This window comes from Klebsiella sp. CTHL.F3a (assembly GCF_019890895.1).
Classification (GTDB): domain Bacteria; phylum Pseudomonadota; class Gammaproteobacteria; order Enterobacterales; family Enterobacteriaceae; genus Klebsiella; species Klebsiella grimontii.
Genome location: NZ_CP082360.1, coordinates 5,372,286 through 5,387,260, shown reverse-complemented (window position 1 = coordinate 5,387,260; position 14,975 = coordinate 5,372,286). Strand labels below are relative to the sequence as shown.

The 14,975-nt window shown below is 57.6% G+C and carries 16 protein-coding genes; 12 read left to right on the top strand and 4 right to left on the bottom strand.

Annotated features, from left to right (window positions below; genetic code table 11):
- Window positions 1-74: 74 nt before the first annotated feature.
- A complete protein-coding gene (gene yjgA / locus K7H21_RS25190) occupies window positions 75-626 on the bottom strand; it encodes a ribosome biogenesis factor YjgA (RefSeq protein ID WP_004128196.1) in 552 nt (183 codons plus the stop codon).
- A gap of 94 nt (window positions 627-720) precedes the next feature.
- Between yjgA and pmbA the strand changes: the two genes are divergently transcribed.
- Window positions 721-2,073 carry a metalloprotease PmbA gene (gene pmbA / locus K7H21_RS25185; protein WP_004128199.1) on the top strand — a complete coding sequence of 451 codons (1,353 nt, stop codon included), beginning with the start codon at window positions 721-723 and terminating at the stop codon, window positions 2,071-2,073.
- A 35-nt stretch (window positions 2,074-2,108) separates the two neighbouring features.
- Window positions 2,109-2,495, top strand: coding sequence for a cytochrome b562 (cybC, locus tag K7H21_RS25180; RefSeq protein WP_004128201.1), 387 nt, complete (start codon window positions 2,109-2,111; stop codon window positions 2,493-2,495).
- On the opposite strand, the gene K7H21_RS25175 is transcribed toward cybC, so the two are convergent.
- Window positions 2,492-2,707, bottom strand: a complete 216-nt coding sequence (locus K7H21_RS25175; protein ID WP_223035449.1) for a hypothetical protein — start codon at window positions 2,705-2,707, stop codon at window positions 2,492-2,494. The genes cybC and K7H21_RS25175 overlap by 4 nt on opposite strands.
- Window positions 2,708-2,864: 157 nt before the next feature.
- Here K7H21_RS25175 and K7H21_RS25170 point away from each other — a divergent pair, with 157 nt between their 5' ends.
- The 10 genes from K7H21_RS25170 to K7H21_RS25125 all read left to right on the top strand — a co-directional run bounded on the left by K7H21_RS25170 (window position 2,865) and on the right by K7H21_RS25125 (window position 11,594).
- Window positions 2,865-3,203, top strand: a complete 339-nt coding sequence (locus tag K7H21_RS25170; protein WP_004128203.1) for a PRD domain-containing protein — start codon at window positions 2,865-2,867, stop codon at window positions 3,201-3,203.
- Between the two features lie 11 nt (window positions 3,204-3,214).
- On the top strand, window positions 3,215-3,577 hold the full coding sequence (locus K7H21_RS25165; protein ID WP_004098072.1) for an SFCGS family glycine-rich protein: 363 nt from the start codon (window positions 3,215-3,217) through the stop codon (window positions 3,575-3,577).
- Window positions 3,578-3,579: 2 nt separating this feature from the next.
- Window positions 3,580-3,879 carry a DUF4312 family protein gene (locus K7H21_RS25160; protein ID WP_112166565.1) on the top strand — a complete coding sequence of 100 codons (300 nt, stop codon included), beginning with the start codon at window positions 3,580-3,582 and terminating at the stop codon, window positions 3,877-3,879.
- Window positions 3,880-3,900: 21 nt separating this feature from the next.
- Entirely contained in the window at window positions 3,901-4,677 is a 777-nt protein-coding gene (locus tag K7H21_RS25155; protein WP_004098075.1) for a DUF4311 domain-containing protein, read from the top strand.
- 12 nt (window positions 4,678-4,689) lie between these two features.
- Complete coding sequence (locus K7H21_RS25150; RefSeq protein WP_004128208.1) at window positions 4,690-5,334, top strand: DUF4310 family protein; 645 nt, start codon at window positions 4,690-4,692, stop codon at window positions 5,332-5,334.
- A gap of 42 nt (window positions 5,335-5,376) precedes the next feature.
- A complete protein-coding gene (locus tag K7H21_RS25145; RefSeq protein ID WP_123828539.1) occupies window positions 5,377-6,510 on the top strand; it encodes an amidohydrolase/deacetylase family metallohydrolase in 1,134 nt (377 codons plus the stop codon).
- Window positions 6,494-7,612: a DgaE family pyridoxal phosphate-dependent ammonia lyase gene (locus K7H21_RS25140; protein WP_170101170.1), complete on the top strand. Its 1,119-nt coding sequence runs from the start codon at window positions 6,494-6,496 to the stop codon at window positions 7,610-7,612. The genes K7H21_RS25145 and K7H21_RS25140 overlap by 17 nt, the downstream gene beginning before the upstream one ends.
- Entirely contained in the window at window positions 7,609-8,349 is a 741-nt protein-coding gene (dagF, locus tag K7H21_RS25135; protein WP_049113511.1) for a 2-dehydro-3-deoxy-phosphogluconate aldolase, read from the top strand. The genes K7H21_RS25140 and dagF overlap by 4 nt, the downstream gene beginning before the upstream one ends.
- 160 nt (window positions 8,350-8,509) lie before the next feature.
- Window positions 8,510-9,661, top strand: a complete 1,152-nt coding sequence (locus K7H21_RS25130) for a lactonase family protein (RefSeq protein ID WP_087829735.1) — start codon at window positions 8,510-8,512, stop codon at window positions 9,659-9,661.
- Window positions 9,662-9,683: 22 nt separating this feature from the next.
- Window positions 9,684-11,594, top strand: a complete 1,911-nt coding sequence (locus K7H21_RS25125) for a BglG family transcription antiterminator (RefSeq protein WP_004128221.1) — start codon at window positions 9,684-9,686, stop codon at window positions 11,592-11,594.
- Window positions 11,595-11,746: 152 nt separating this feature from the next.
- Here the strand turns inward: K7H21_RS25125 and nrdG are convergent, their stop codons facing one another.
- Together nrdG and nrdD are read right to left on the bottom strand one after the other, a co-directional pair.
- A complete protein-coding gene (nrdG, locus tag K7H21_RS25120) occupies window positions 11,747-12,211 on the bottom strand; it encodes an anaerobic ribonucleoside-triphosphate reductase-activating protein (protein WP_004128223.1) in 465 nt (154 codons plus the stop codon).
- Window positions 12,212-12,535: 324 nt separating this feature from the next.
- Complete coding sequence (gene nrdD, locus K7H21_RS25115; RefSeq protein ID WP_004128226.1) at window positions 12,536-14,674, bottom strand: anaerobic ribonucleoside-triphosphate reductase; 2,139 nt, start codon at window positions 14,672-14,674, stop codon at window positions 12,536-12,538.
- Window positions 14,675-14,975 lie beyond the last annotated feature (301 nt).

Here is a 14,975-nt window from a genome sequence, read left to right as displayed (position 1 = left end):
CGATCAAGTGATCTGTAAGAGGAGGTGGGTCGCCCGGATCGGGCTAGGGCCGTATCCGGGGGAGTCGTTCAGAATTAGCCTTCGCTTTCGGCCAGTTCACGCAGGTACTGGAAGATAAGACGCGCGGACTTCGGCGGCTTGTTGCCTTCTTTCTCTTTTTTGGCGTTGCGGATCAGCGAACGCAGCTGCTGACGATCGGCGTCAGGCCACAGGTTCAGCACTTCAGCAACGGCCTCATCACCATTATCAATCAGACGATCGCGGATCTGCTCAAGCTTATGGAACAGCGCAACCTGCTGGTTGTGGCGGTTCTTGAGCTTGTCCAGCGCCTGACGAATCGGCTCGACGTCGCGGCTGCGCAGCATTTTACCAATCAGCTGCATTTGGCGGCGGCGGCCTTCTTTCTTGATACGCTGGGCGAGTTCAATCGCGTCGCGCAGGTCGGTATCCAGCGGGATTTTATCAAGCGCGTTTTTACCCAGCTCGACCATTTCCGCGCCAAGACGCTTCAGTTCTTCGGCGTCGCGCTTAATTTCACTTTTACTGACCCAGATAATTTCATCGTCTTCATCTTCGACGTCATCACCAGGGACGTCGTCGAGCCAGTCTTCGGGCTGCTTTGTCATCTCAGGCTCCTTAAAAAAGAGACTAATGTTACCAGTTAAGGCGCGCACTGAAAAACGGTTCTCTGTTAGACTTCAGTTAACTCCTTCTTACATTATGGCATTAGCGATGAAAGTCATCTCTCAAGTTGCACAACAGCGTAAGACGCTGGAAGAGGCCGTGACCACGGCGCTGGAACTGGCGGCAGGCAAATCCGACGGCGCGGAAGTCTCCGTCAGCAAAACTACCGGTATCGGCGTTAGCACCCGCTACGGCGAAGTGGAGAACGTAGAATTCAATAGCGATGGTGCCCTGGGCATCACCGTTTATCACCAAAACCGTAAAGGCAGCGCGTCTTCGACCGATCTTAGCCCGCAGGCTATCGCCCGCACGGTGCAGGCGGCGCTGGATATTGCCCGCTACACCTCGCCGGACCCGTGCGCGGGCGTGGCGGATAAAGAGCTGCTGGCCTTTGAGGCCCCGGATCTTGATCTGTTCCATCCTGCGGAAGTGTCGCCGGACGAAGCCATTGAGCTGGCCTCCCGCGCTGAGCAGGCGGCTCTGAAAGCCGATAAGCGCATCAGCAATACTGAAGGCGGCAGCTTTAACAGCCACTACGGCATTAAAGTATTCGGCAACAGCCACGGTATGCTGCAGAGCTACTGTTCGACCCGCCATTCGCTATCGAGCTGCGTGATTGCCGAAGAGAATGGTGATATGGAGCGAGATTACGCTTATACCATCGGGCGGGCGATAGACGATCTGCAATCGCCGGAGTGGGTTGGCGAGGAGTGTGCCCGCCGTACCCTGTCGCGCCTGGCTCCGCGTAAGCTATCGACGATGAAAGCGCCGGTGATTTTCGCCAACGAAGTCGCTACCGGCCTGTTCGGGCATCTGGTCGGAGCGATCGCCGGCGGGTCGGTTTACCGTAAATCTACCTTCCTGCTTGATGCGCTGGGTAGCCAGATCCTGCCGGAGTGGCTGACCATTGAAGAGCATCCGCACCTGCTGAAAGGGCTGGCTTCAACCCCGTTCGATAGCGAAGGCGTCCGTACGGAACGCCGCGATATCATTAAAGATGGCGTGCTGACCCAATGGCTACTGACCAACTACTCGGCGCGCAAGCTGGGGCTGAAGAGCACCGGCCACGCGGGCGGCATTCACAATTGGCGGATCAACGGCCGCGGCCTCAGTTTTGCAAAGTTGCTTAAAGAGATGGGAACCGGTCTTGTCGTAACGGAACTGATGGGGCAGGGTGTAAGCGGCGTCACCGGCGACTACTCACGCGGCGCATCCGGCTTTTGGGTAGAGAATGGCGAAATTCAGTATCCAGTCAGTGAGATAACCATTGCAGGAAATCTGAAAGATATGTGGCGTAATATCGTGACCATCGGCGACGATATCGAAACGCGCAGCAACATTCAGTGCGGTTCCGTGCTGCTGCCGGAGATGAAAATCGCCGGGCAATAAACCTGTGTGCTAAATAATAAAAAAGGAAGTGAGCAATGCGTAAAAAACTGTTAGCGATGCTGGCCGTATCGGCTTTTGCGCTTGGTTCGGCATCGGCCTTCGCCGATCTGGGCGAAGACATGGATACCCTTGCCGAGAACCTGCAAGTGGTGCAGAAAACCTCCGACGCCGGCGAGCTGAAAGCGGCGCTGAATAAGATGCGTACGGCGGCGGTGGATGCCCAGAAAGAGACGCCGCCGAAGCTGGAAGGTAAAGCGGCGGACAGTGCCGAAATGAAAGACTATCGTCACGGTTTTGATGTGCTGATCGGCCAGATCGACGGCGCGCTGAAGCTGGCCGACGAAGGTAAAGTTAAAGAGGCCCAGGCCGCCGCGGAAGAGTTCAAAACCACCCGCAACGCCTATCACAAGAAGTATCGTTAATCGTTTTTAGATGTTAGGTATTTCTGCCGGGCGGCGGCTGACGCCTCGCCCGGCATGGAGAAATGAAAAATACTCCCAAACCCCAAACCCCAAACCGTTCCGCAGGCCTTTGCAGGTAGGTAAGCTGACATAAAAACCACCTTCATCACATTTTTCTCTTTTCTACTCAGCGGGTTTCGCTTCAGAATCGCTGGCGTTTTTGTGATGTTCATCACGTGAATTTGACTAAGTGAACACATTCCTTATGGTTATGTGAAATGAATCACGCCTGCCGCCGTTCTTTCCACTTCGAAGTGGAAAACAACTCGCTACAAACTCATCCTTCCCGGCATTAGTGTTATCCCCAGAGACATCAACGGGGTAATTCAAGTGAATAACGGAGCGGTAACACACGTCCCAGAGGAGCAGGCCACGCTAACCGAACAGCTGGCCAACAAGATGCTGCAGCAGGTTTTCGCGCTATTAAGCCGCCGCAACATCGTCCCCAACGACGTGCAGGAGCAAATGCTGACTTCCCACGTTCGGGCGATGGCCCATCGCTCAATCAGCGGCGAGCCGCTGCCGGAAGTGGATGCCAGCCTGTTCGAAGAGATCTCGGAAGATTCAATGATGCTGGCCCGCGAAGTGGTCGCACAGTTCGGCAATCTGCCAGATGAAGAAGCCTGGCTGCTGTCTGTCCACTTCGAAGTCGCGAAAGATAACCTGTAAGGAGCACTCAAATGGAACAAATCACTGTTGTTATTGGCGATCGCCTGGGTAAAGGACAAAAAGTTGCCGCAGGTGCGGAAAAAGCCGGCGCTCGCGCCGTTGTCGTCCCGGGCGTCGCCGCGGATATGAAGCTGGGCGACATGATGAAAGCCGAAAACGCCACCTTCGGTATCTCTTTCTGCGGCAGCGGCGGCGCAGGGGCGATCACCGCGCAGAATAAGCACGGCTACAAAGCAAAATATGGTATGCGTTCCGTTGATGAAGGCGTCACCGCGATCAACGAAGGCTACAACGTTCTGGGCTTCGGCTTTATGGATAAAGAAGAGTTGGGCGAACGCCTGGTTGAGGCCTGGAAGAAGAAGTACGGCGCGTGAGTATGAAAGAGCAATTCACCACCACGGTGAGCGTTGCCGGCAAAGGCGAGAGCAAAGCGCGCGCTTTCGCTGATGCGCTGAACCATGTTCAGGCGGCGGTGATGAAAACGTCGCCGCACATTCTACTGCGTATTGAACCACAGGATGTGGAGGTTGTTCATGCGCGTGAAGCGGTACGAAAAGAGGCGTTTTTATTCTTCTTTCTGCGCCGCGAGCGACGGAGCTACAGCGTGGAGCTGAAGGTCACCGTCAACGTGACCGCCATTAATCTCGATAAAGTGGATTTCGTCGCGCAAACCTGATTTTCACCAAAGGGTCAGACTATGTTCCTGATAATTTTAATAAAATCGCTCATCATTGGCGGCCTGGTTGGCGTCGGCGTTGGCGCCGGAGCGGCACGCATGTTTCATGCGCCCACCACGCAGGGGATGGGGGCGTTTCGTACGTTGGGCGAGCTGAATTCATGTGAAGGCGATCCGGCTTCCCACTTCTCTTTTGGCCTGGGCTTCTTCTTCAACGCCTGGGCCTCTTCCGTCGCGGCAGGCTCCTTCACTCAGGACGTTGACCACCGCATCATCCCCAACTGGGGGGCGGCGGCCCTGATGATCAAAAACCGCAACGTTGGCGAGACGCTGCACGATCCGAAAAAGATGGCCATCGCCTGCGGCATTATCGGCATGATCGTGGTCGCTTTCCTCAACCTGACCGCTTCTTCAGTACCGGAGGCGCTGCAGGTGACGGCGGTCAAAGTCCTGGTTCCGGCGGCGAACCTGCTGGTGAACACGGTGATGCCGGTTATCTTCTGGCTGGCGGCGATTGATGCCGGTAAAAAATCGGGCTTCTGGGCGACGATTTTCGGCGGCGCGGCGCAGCTGATTATGGGTAACGCCGTACCGGGCCTGGTGCTGGGTATCCTGATTGGTAAAGGCGTAGAAGAGAGCGGCTGGCACCGCGTCACTAAAGTGATGATGGTGGCCATTGTCGCGCTGTTCGTCCTGAGCGGCTTCTTCCGCGGTTTCGATATGAAGATGATTGAATCCTTCCATCTGACCGTGCCGAACTGGCTGGAACTGATCCACAACTCGCTCAGCGGTAAATAACAGGAGCCTCTCATGGAACAAAATAAAGGTTTTTGGTATGCCGACTGGTCGTTCCCGATCTTTGTTGGCCTGCTCTCCTCCGGCGTCTTTGCCGGGACGCATATGTACTACCTCTACGGTATCGGCGCGTTTAACGAAGTCGCTTTCGTGGCGATGCTGAAAGCGGGAATCGATACCGGGGCCTACGGCGCGGTAGCGGCGTTCGGCGCCAGCTTCCTGTTCGCGCGTATTATCGAAGGCTCGCTGGTGGGGATTCTGGATATCGGCGGGGCGATTCAGACCGGCGTCGGCCTGGGCGTTCCGGCGCTGCTGCTCGGCGCGGGCTTTGTTTTCCCGGTCGCCAACTTTGCCGCCTCTCTGGCCACCGGTCTGGTGCTTGGCCTCGCCATTGGCTACATCATCATCCTGGCGCGTAAATTCACCATCAACCAGAGCGACTCCACCTACGGCGCGGACGTCATGATGGGGGCCGGTAACGCCTCCGGCCGCTTCCTCGGGCCGTTGATTATTCTCAGTGCCATGGCCGCTTCTATTCCTATCGGCATCGGCTCCCTGGCGGGCGCGCTGCTGTTCTACATCTGGCAGAAGCCGATCACCGGCGGCGCGATCCTTGGCGCGATGCTGCTTGGGTCAATCTTCCCGGTGGCGATTAGTTAAGTTCTGCGGGCGCATCGGCGCCCGCGTTAACAGGAGAGAGATATGTTTGATTTACTCCTGCGCCGTGCGCGCCTCGTCGACGATACCCTGACCGATATCGCCATCCGGGACGGTAAAATCGCGGCGCTTGGCGAGATTAGCGCCCCTGCGCGCAAAACTATTGCGCTGGACGGCAGCTGTTATGTCAGCGCGGGCTGGATTGACTCCCATGTTCACTGCTATCCGAACTCGCCGATTTACCATGATGAGCCGGACAGCGTGGGGATTGCTACCGGCGTGACCACCGTGATTGACGCGGGCAGCACCGGTGCGGACGACGTGGATGATTTCTACCAGTTGACCCGCCAAGCCGCGACTGAGGTTTATGCCCTGCTTAATATCTCCCGCGTCGGGCTGATTGCCCAGAATGAACTGGCCAATATGGCGAATATCGACGCGGATGTGGTGAAGCAGGCGGTCAACCGCTATCCGAACTTTATCGTTGGCCTGAAGGCGCGCATGAGCAGCAGCGTGGTGGGCGAAAACGGCATTACGCCGCTGGCGCGCGCGAAGGCGATGCAGCAGGAAAACGGCGGCTTGCCGCTGATGGTGCATATTGGCAACAATCCGCCCGACCTGGATGAAATCGCCGACCTGCTGACCTCCGGTGACATCATTACCCACTGCTACAACGGTAAACCCAATCGTATTCTGACGCCGTCCGGCGAACTGAAAAGCTCGATTTCCCGCGCGCTACAGCGCGGCGTGCGCCTTGATATCGGCCACGGTACCGCCAGCTTCAGCTTTGAAGTGGCGCGGCGGGCGATTGCTATGGGCATTCTGCCGCACACCATCAGCTCCGATATCTACTGCCGCAACCGTATCGACGGCCCGGTGCGCTCGCTGGCGCTGGTGATGTCGAAATTCCTCGCCATCGGGATGTCGCTGCCGCAGGTCATCGACTGCGTGACCGCTCACGCCGCAGACGGCCTGCGTCTTTCTCATAAAGGGCGGTTGGAGGTGGGCTACGACGCCGATCTTACGTTGTTTACCCTCGCGCAGACGCCGACGGTGCTGGTGGATGCGGAAAAAGAGAGCCTTCAGACCGACACGATTCTGCAGCCGCTTGCCGCCGTTCGCGCGGGCAAGGGCTATATGACCGAACAAGGGAGCGCGGAAAATGCCTTCGATTTTTGAGAAATATGATTTAAAACAGGTTATTAATACCTCCGGCCGTATGACCATTCTCGGCGTCTCCACGCCGCGGCCGGAAGTGGTGGAGGCCGCGATGGCGGGCATGAACCAGTATTTCGAGATGAAAGATCTGGTCAACAAAACCGGCGCGTATATTGCGAAGCTGCTGGACGTGGAAGGAGCGACCGTCGTCTCCTGCGCCTCGGCGGGCATTGCCCAGTCGGTGGCGGCGGTGCTGGTAAAAGACAGCGACTGGCTACTGGAAAACCTGCACGTGACGCCGATCGAAAACAACGAAATCGTGCTGCCTAAGGGTCATAACGTCAACTTTGGCGCGCCGGTGGGCACCATGGTGGCGCTGGGCGGCGGCAGGCTGGTGGAAGCGGGTTACGCCAACGAATGTTCCGCCGGGCAGCTGGCGGCGGCGATTACCCCACGCACCGCGGCCATTCTGTATATCAAATCCCATCACTGCGTGCAGAAAAGCATGCTCAACGTGGCGCAATCGGCCGAGGTGGCGCAGCGCCATAATCTGCCGCTGATTGTCGACGCGGCGGCGGAGGAAGATCTCCAGGCCTACTATCGTGCCGGCGCCGATCTGGTGATTTATAGCGGCGCGAAGGCGATCGAAGGGCCGACCAGCGGGCTGGTGATTGGCAAAACCCAATACGTTGAGTGGGTCAAACGCCAGTCGAACGGCATTGGTCGGGCGATGAAGGTGGGCAAAGAGGGGATTCTCGGCCTGACCTGCGCCATCGAACATTACCTGACGGCGAGCAAAGAGAGCGGTGAGCAGATGGTGGCCAAGATGACGCCGTTTATTCAGCAGCTTAATACGCTTAATGGCGTGACGGCGCGCGTGGTCTGGGACAGCGCCGGCCGCGATATCGCGCGGGCAGAGATTAAGTTTGATGAAGCGGTGACCGGCGTCAATACCGGCGATCTGGTCAATGCGCTGAAGCAGGGCGAATACGCCATCTACTTCCGTGGCTATAAAGCTAATGAAGGCATTATTGAAGCCGATGTCCGCAGCGTGAACGCGCAGCAGCTGGAGATTGTCTCCCGTCGCATCGCAGAAGTTTTGAACAAGGAGAAAAACGCATGAAACTGACCCCTAATTTTTATCGTGACCGCGTCTGCCTGAACGTGCTGGCGGGGAGCAAAGATAACGCCAGCGAGATTTATGAGGCGGCGGAAGGTCATGTACTGGTGGGCGTGCTCTCCAAAAATTACCCGGACGTCGCCAGCGCGGTGGCCGATATGCGGGAATACGCGCTGCGGATCGATAACGCGCTCTCCGTGGGACTGGGTGCCGGCGACCCGAACCAGTCGGCGATGGTCAGCGAAATTTCGCGCCAGGTGCAGCCGCAGCACGTTAATCAGGTATTTACCGGCGTGGCGACCAGCCGCGCGCTGCTGGGGCAGGACGAAACCGTGGTCAACGGTCTGGTGTCGCCAACCGGTACGCCGGGCATGGTGAAGATCTCCACCGGTCCGCTTAGCAGCGGCGCGCCGGACGGCATCGTACCGCTGGAAACCGCGATTGCGCTGTTGAAAGATATGGGCGGCAGTTCGATTAAATATTTCCCGATGGGTGGGCTGAAGCATCGCGACGAGTTTATCGCGGTGGCCGAGGCCTGCGCCCGTTATGATTTCTGGCTGGAGCCGACCGGCGGGATCGATCTGGAAAATTATGGCGAGATCCTGCAGATCGCGCTGGATGCCGGCGTGAGTAAAATTATCCCGCATATCTACAGTTCGATTATTGATAAAGCCAGCGGTAACACCCGCCCGGCGGATGTGCGTCAGCTGCTTTCGATCACCAAACAGTTAGTCAAATAGCGCCGTTGCCCTCACCCCGGTCCTCTACCAAAGGGAGAGGGAGATAACCAGACGGTGCCTTTTGCGCCGATCGGGCGGGAGAATACCGAACTGTTCCCTCGCCCCTCTGGGGAAAGGGTTAGGGTGAGGGGAACCCTCAGCGAACCATCAAGGAGCCACCATGCCAACCGCTCGTCATCTGCTTGTTGCTTCACTCTCTCTACTCGCCGCCAGCGCCGCTGCGCAAACCCAATACGCCTGGGTCGGCACCTATAACCCCAATGGTGAAGGACTGTACCGCTTTACCATCGATAGCCAGACCGGAGCGCTGCGAGATAAAGCGCTGGTTGCTAAGCTGCCTAATCTTGCCCAGCTCACCGTCTCGGCGGACGGCAAAACCTTGTACGCCGCCAGCGAAGTGGACAAGGGGGTGGTTCAGGCATGGCGCATCGGCAGCAACGGCGAACTGAGCGAGCTCAATCAGGTCGCTTCCGGCGGCGCCGGTCCGGTTTATCTCTCCCTGACCCCCGATGGCCGCCATCTGCTGGTGGCAAACTATGTCAGCGGTAGTATCGCGGTGCTCCCGGTGAACGAAGAGGGTAACCTGGGTGAAGCGGTGGATATACATCAGGATCAAGGCCCTGCTGGCGCGGAACGCCCGGCGGCGGCCGTCGAAGGCAGTTTTGCCATTAGCGATCATAACGGCCCGCACGCCCATATGATTGCCGCCGATCCCAGCGGTAAGTTCGTTTATTCCACCGATCTGGGGCTGGACCGGATCTATCAGTACCGGCTGGATAACGCCAGCGGCAAGCTGACGCCGAACGATCCGCCATTTATTGACGCCTCATCTCCCGGCGCCGGGCCGCGCCACTTTGTTTTTACGCCGCAGGGCGACGGACTATGGCTGATTAACGAAGAGGCATCGACGCTTACCTTCTATCATCTTGATAAGCAAACCGGCCTTCTGCGCGAGGGGAAAACGGTCTCGACGCTGCCTAAAGAATATAAGGGCACCAGCTTTGCCGCCGGCCTGGTCCTGAGCCGCGACGGCAAGCAGCTGTACGTCGCCAACCGGCTGCATAACAGCATCGCCCACTTTACGGTGCTGGCCGACGGCAGCCTGAGCCACCAGGAAGATATCTGGACCCGCGGCGACTACCCGCGCACGCTGACCCTGGACAGTCAGGGGCAGTGGCTGTACGTCATGAACCAGCGTAGCGACAACATTACCCGTTTCCGCGTCGCGCCGAAGGATGGCAGGTTGACGTTCTCCCCGGACTACACTCCGGTCGGCGCCCCGTCGCAGATGGTGATATCCGCTCAACCCTGAGCCGTAAGAAAAAGGAACTGACATGCGATTTCCCAATCAACGTTTAGCGCAGCTGTTTACTCTGTTGCAAAACGAAACGCTGCCGCAGGAGGAGCTGGCGCAGCGGCTGTCGGTTTCTACTCGCACGGTGCGCGCGGACATCACCGCGCTGAACGCGCTGCTGCTGCACTACGGCGCGCAGTTCACCCTTACTCGCGGCAGCGGTTATCAACTGGTGATTCACGATCCGTCGCGCTATCAGACGCTGGAAGAGAGCGCGCCGAAAGCGCAGCACATCCCGCGAACCGCGGCGGATCGCAGCCACTTTTTGCTGGTGCGCTTTTTAACCTCCGCGTTTTCTATCAAGCTGGAGGATCTGGCCGATGCGTGGTTCGTCAGCCGCGCCACCTTACAGGGCGACATGGTCGACGTACGCGAACGTTTTCAGCGTTATCAACTCACCCTCGAGACGCGTCCGCGCCACGGTATGAAGCTGTTCGGCAGCGAGGTCTCCATTCGCGCCTGCCTGACCGATCTGCTGTGGGAGCTGAGCCAGCAAGGGCCGCTGAACCCGCTTATCGGCGAAGAGGCGTTTGACGCCAGCGTACCGGCGCTGCTGGCAGGCGTGCTGCAGGAGACGTTGACCCGTCATCACGTGCGCCTGACTGACGCGGGAGAACGCTTTGTCTGCCTGTACGGCGCGGTTGCCGTGCGCCGCGTGAGTGAAGGGTATCCGCTTGCCGACTTTAGCGCCGAGGATGTGGCGCAGAACGTGCGCGACGCCGCCCGCGAGCTGGCGAATACCCTGCAACAGCTGGCGGGTAAACCGCTTGCTGCGGCGGAAGAGGAGTGGCTGTGCGTCCATCTTGCCGCCCGCCAGGTGCAGGACGTCGATCCGGGCACCATCAGCGCCGACGACGACGAAGCGCTGGTGAACTACATCCTGCGCTATATCAATCAGCAATATAACTACAATCTGCTGGACGACGCCCAGCTGCATGCGGATTTACTGACCCATATTAAGACCATGATCACCCGCGTGCGCTACCAGATAATGATCCCTAATCCACTGCTCGATAACATCAAGCAGCACTATCCGATGGCGTGGGACATGACCCTGGCGGCGGTATCCAGCTGGGGAAAATATACCCCCTACGCCATCAGCGAAAATGAGATTGGCTTTCTGGTGCTGCATATCGGCGTCGGGCTGGAGCGCCATTACAATATCGGCTACCAGCGTCAGCCGCAGGTGTTGCTGGTGTGCGATACCAGCAACGCGATGGTGCGGATGATTGAAGCTATTCTTCAGCGAAAGTATCCGCAGCTGGAAATTGCCGCCACCCTCTCGCAGCGCGAATATGAACAGCGGCAAGAGATCGCGGAAGATTTTGTCATCTCCACCGTGCGCATCAGCGAGAAAGATAAGCCGGTGGTGACCATTGCGCCGTTTCCTACCGACTATCAGCTCGACCAAATCGGCAAGCTTGTGCTGGTGGACCGCACGCGTCCCTGGATGCTGAATAAGTATTTTGATGAGACTCACTTTCAGGTAATTGATGCCCCGATGGATCGGCAGACGCTGTTTGCCACGCTGTGCCAGCAGCTGCAGCGGGAGGGGTTTGTCGGCGCGGAGTTTCATGATTCGGTGGTGGAGCGTGAGGCTATCGTCAGCACCATGCTCGGCGACGGCATCGCGCTGCCCCACGCCCTCGGCCTGCTGGCGAAAAAGACCGTGGTTTATACCGTGATTGCGCCGCACGGCATCGCCTGGGGCGATGAAACCGCGCATATCATCTTCCTGCTTGCCATCAGCAAAAGCGAGTATGAAGAAGCGATGGCGATCTACGATATTTTCGTTACCTTCCTGCGCGAACGCGCTATGGCCCGCCTCGCCGTCACCCGCAGCTTTGATGAGTTTAAAGCGGTGGCGATGGAGTGCGTCAGCCGGTTTTGAGAGGCGCTGTCAGAGTTCGAGCCGTGCGCGCTTCGGAATACCGTCTGGTATATCAGGTTCGGGATGAGGGGGTGATGGTTTATGCGATTGCTGTGGGAAACGAGACAAATTAGCCGTCTACCGGAAAGTCAATAAACGGCTGTAGCGGGAGGCTATCTCAGGTGATGCACCACCTGGTTGCTGCTGCCGCGCCAGATTAGCGCCGGGTCTTTGAGATCCTGCACAAATTTGCCATCAACCAGCACGTTGATGAGATCCACCACCTGCATCTGCGCATCGTTAAGTTCGGAAAGCGTGTAGCCGGTCCATACCCAGATGTCTTTACCGGGGCACTCGGCGCGAACGCGCTGCACCAGCTTAAGGATCTCCGGGACGTTCTGCGGATGCAGCGGGTCGCCGCCGGAGAGGGTGATCCCCTGGCGCTTAACGCGCGTGTCGTTGAGGTCGGCAATGATGCGGTCGGCCATCTCGGGGGTAAACGGCATGCCGGAATTTAGCCGCCAGGTGCTTTTGTTGTAGCAGCCGGGGCATTCGTGAACGCAGCCGGAGACAAACAGGGTGCAGCGGGTGCCCGGACCGTTAACAATATCTACCGGGTAGTACTGATGGTAATTCATTTTTTCGCTTCTCAATTAACGCCATAGCCGCGTTGGCTGCGCTCGCTCACCCCAGTCACGTACTTAATGTACGCTCCCGGGGATTCCCTCGTTTGCCGCCTTGCTCTGACGCTAATTGCTTTGCGAAAACGGAGGGGCTTTGCATTTGTAAAGGGAACGGCTCCCGGCGTCGCTGCGCTCGGCCGGGCTACGAAAAGCCGCATACGCGGTTGTAGCCCGGATAAGGCGCTTTGCGCCGCGATCCGGGAATGGCCAAACGGCTACGGGGCCGGTCCCCTCTCCCGGTAGGGGAGAGGATTAGGGGAGGGGCTAAACCACCCGGAATTAACCGATCTGCCCGTTACCCAGATGCTTCACGCGGCGCTTCACTTCTTCCTGCTTGCCGGCGTTGAACGGACGCGCGTCCGGGCTCCCGAGATAGCCGCACACGCGGCGGGTTACCGATACGCGAGAAGCATCGTGGTTGCCGCATTTCGGACAGGTGAAGCCTTTGCTGGTGCACTCGAACTCGCCGGTAAATCCGCACTCATAGCACTCATCGATGGGCGTATTGGTTCCGTAATAGGGTACGTGCTGATAGCTGTAATCCCAGACGTCTTCCAGCGCTCTCAGGTTGTGCTGAATATTCGGGTACTCGCCGTAGCAAATAAAGCCCCCGTTAGCCAGCGGCGGATAAGGCGCTTCAAAATCGATTTTGTCGTAAGGGTTCACCTTCTTCTCCACGTCAAGGTGGAAGCTGTTGGTGTAATACCCTTTATCGGTCACGCCTTCAATGACGCCGAACTCAGCGGTATCGAGACGGCAGAAGCGGTCGCAGAGGTTTTCGCTAGGCGTGCTGTACAGGCTAAATCCATAGCCCGTCTCGTCTTTCCACTGATCTACCGCTTCGCGCAGGCGCTGAACGATGGCGACGCCTTTCTCACGCAGCGCTGCGCTATCGTACATATGCTTGTTGCCGAACAGCGCGTTGATGGTTTCATGGATGCCAATATAGCCCAGCGAAATCGACGCGCGGCCGTTTTTGAAAATCTCTGAAACGTCGTCGTCCGCTTTCAGACGCACGCCGCAGGCCCCTTCCATATACAGAATCGGCGCCACGCGAGCCTTCACCCCTTCCAGGCGGGCGATGCGGGTCATTAGCGCTTTACGCGCCAGCTGCAGGCGTTCGTCGAGCAGTTTCCAGAACTCTGTTTCGTCGCCCTTCGCTTCCAGCGCGATGCGCGGCAGGTTGAGGCTGATAACGCCGAGGTTATTGCGGCCATCGTGCACCTGTTCGCCGTCCTCGTTTTCCCACACGCCGAGAAAGCTGCGGCAGCCCATCGGCGTTTTGAACGAGCCGGTCACCTTCACTACCTGATCGTAGTTGAGGATGTCCGGGTACATACGCTTGCTCGCGCACTCCAGCGCCAGCTGTTTAATGTCGTAGTTCGCATCGCCGAACTTGTGGTTCAGGCCGTCGCGAATGGCGAAGACCAGCTTCGGGAACACCGCCGTTTTGCGATTTTTACCGAGGCCCGCGATGCGGTTGCGCAGAATGGACTGCTGAATCAGGCGCGATTCCCAACTGGTGCCAAGGCCAAAACCGAAGGTCACGAACGGCGTCTGACCGTTGGCGGTATGCAGGGTGTTCACTTCATATTCCAGCGACTGGAAGGCGTCGTAGCACTCTTTCTCGGTGCGGGAACGGGCGTAGCCTTCGGCATCGGGGATGTGCCACTCTTCGGCAATTTTACGGTGCTTATTGAAGCTTTCGGTAACAAACGGCGCCAGTACTTCATCGATGCGGTTGATGGTCGTACCGCCATAAATATGGCTGGCGACCTGAGCGATAATCTGCGCCGTCACCGCGGTAGCGGTAGAGATTGACTTCGGCGGCTCAATCTCGGCGTTGCCCATTTTAAATCCCTGGGTCAGCATGCCTTTAAGATCGATCAGCATACAGTTGAACATCGGGAAGAACGGAGAGTAGTCGAGATCGTGATAGTGGATCACGCCGCGCTCGTGGGCCATCACCACGTCATGCGGCAGCAGGTGCTGGCGCGCGTAGTGCTTGGCGACGATACCTGCCAGCAGATCGCGCTGGGTAGGGATGACTTTGCTGTCTTTGTTGGCGTTCTCGTTGAGTAACGCCGAGTTGGTCTGCTCAACCAGGCCGCGAATTTCCTGGTTCAGACGACCGCGCTTTTCACGTTGGCTATCGCGGTCGTGGCGATATTCAATGTAGGCGCGCGCCAGCTGCTTGTACGGACCGGACATCAGTTGGTTCTCAACCGCGGTCTGGATCTCGCTGATATCCACCTGGGCGCGGCCCTGCATTTGCTGGCTAACGACTTCTGCGACGGTGGCGCAATAGTCTGCGTCATCGACTCCCGCTGCTTTAGCTGCACGTAGAATTGCTTCATTTATGCGCTCTGACTTGAACGGCACTTTACAGCCATCGCGTTTCATCACATGCGGTGTCATGATCACTCCATAATTTTTACAGAACAGGTTATCCACAGAGGCGGAAGGTCAATCGAAGTCACGAGGCGCTATAGCTGCCGCCGTTTCCCTCCGATCCCGGCCCTTTTTATCCACATCCCATCACCGCCTGAGTACGATGGGCGTGGTGACATAATAGACTATTAATACAATATGTGGGGCCGGGACGCATTTTAAGTTCTATATGTAGTGCTTTGCATCAAAGATGTTTGCAATTTTATTGATGCAGAACAAAGTAAAAAGAGGAGAGCAGGAATGATGGGCACTTGCGCTTAATGTAAAT

Excerpts from the sequence above, each read along its gene's own strand:
- yjgA (WP_004128196.1), bottom strand. The coding sequence starts at position 626 with ATGACAAAGCAGCCCGAAGACTGGCTCGACGACGTCCCTGGTGATGAC.
- pmbA (WP_004128199.1), top strand. The coding sequence starts at position 721 with ATGGCATTAGCGATGAAAGTCATCTCTCAAGTTGCACAACAGCGTAAG.
- cybC (WP_004128201.1), top strand. The coding sequence starts at position 2,109 with ATGCGTAAAAAACTGTTAGCGATGCTGGCCGTATCGGCTTTTGCGCTT.
- K7H21_RS25175 (WP_223035449.1), bottom strand. The coding sequence starts at position 2,707 with ATGAACATCACAAAAACGCCAGCGATTCTGAAGCGAAACCCGCTGAGT.
- K7H21_RS25165 (WP_004098072.1), top strand. The coding sequence starts at position 3,215 with ATGGAACAAATCACTGTTGTTATTGGCGATCGCCTGGGTAAAGGACAA.
- K7H21_RS25160 (WP_112166565.1), top strand. The coding sequence starts at position 3,580 with ATGAAAGAGCAATTCACCACCACGGTGAGCGTTGCCGGCAAAGGCGAG.
- K7H21_RS25155 (WP_004098075.1), top strand. The coding sequence starts at position 3,901 with ATGTTCCTGATAATTTTAATAAAATCGCTCATCATTGGCGGCCTGGTT.
- K7H21_RS25150 (WP_004128208.1), top strand. The coding sequence starts at position 4,690 with ATGGAACAAAATAAAGGTTTTTGGTATGCCGACTGGTCGTTCCCGATC.
- K7H21_RS25145 (WP_123828539.1), top strand. The coding sequence starts at position 5,377 with ATGTTTGATTTACTCCTGCGCCGTGCGCGCCTCGTCGACGATACCCTG.
- K7H21_RS25140 (WP_170101170.1), top strand. The coding sequence starts at position 6,494 with ATGCCTTCGATTTTTGAGAAATATGATTTAAAACAGGTTATTAATACC.
- dagF (WP_049113511.1), top strand. The coding sequence starts at position 7,609 with ATGAAACTGACCCCTAATTTTTATCGTGACCGCGTCTGCCTGAACGTG.
- K7H21_RS25130 (WP_087829735.1), top strand. The coding sequence starts at position 8,510 with ATGCCAACCGCTCGTCATCTGCTTGTTGCTTCACTCTCTCTACTCGCC.
- K7H21_RS25125 (WP_004128221.1), top strand. The coding sequence starts at position 9,684 with ATGCGATTTCCCAATCAACGTTTAGCGCAGCTGTTTACTCTGTTGCAA.
- nrdG (WP_004128223.1), bottom strand. The coding sequence starts at position 12,211 with ATGAATTACCATCAGTACTACCCGGTAGATATTGTTAACGGTCCGGGC.
- nrdD (WP_004128226.1), bottom strand. The coding sequence starts at position 14,674 with ATGACACCGCATGTGATGAAACGCGATGGCTGTAAAGTGCCGTTCAAG.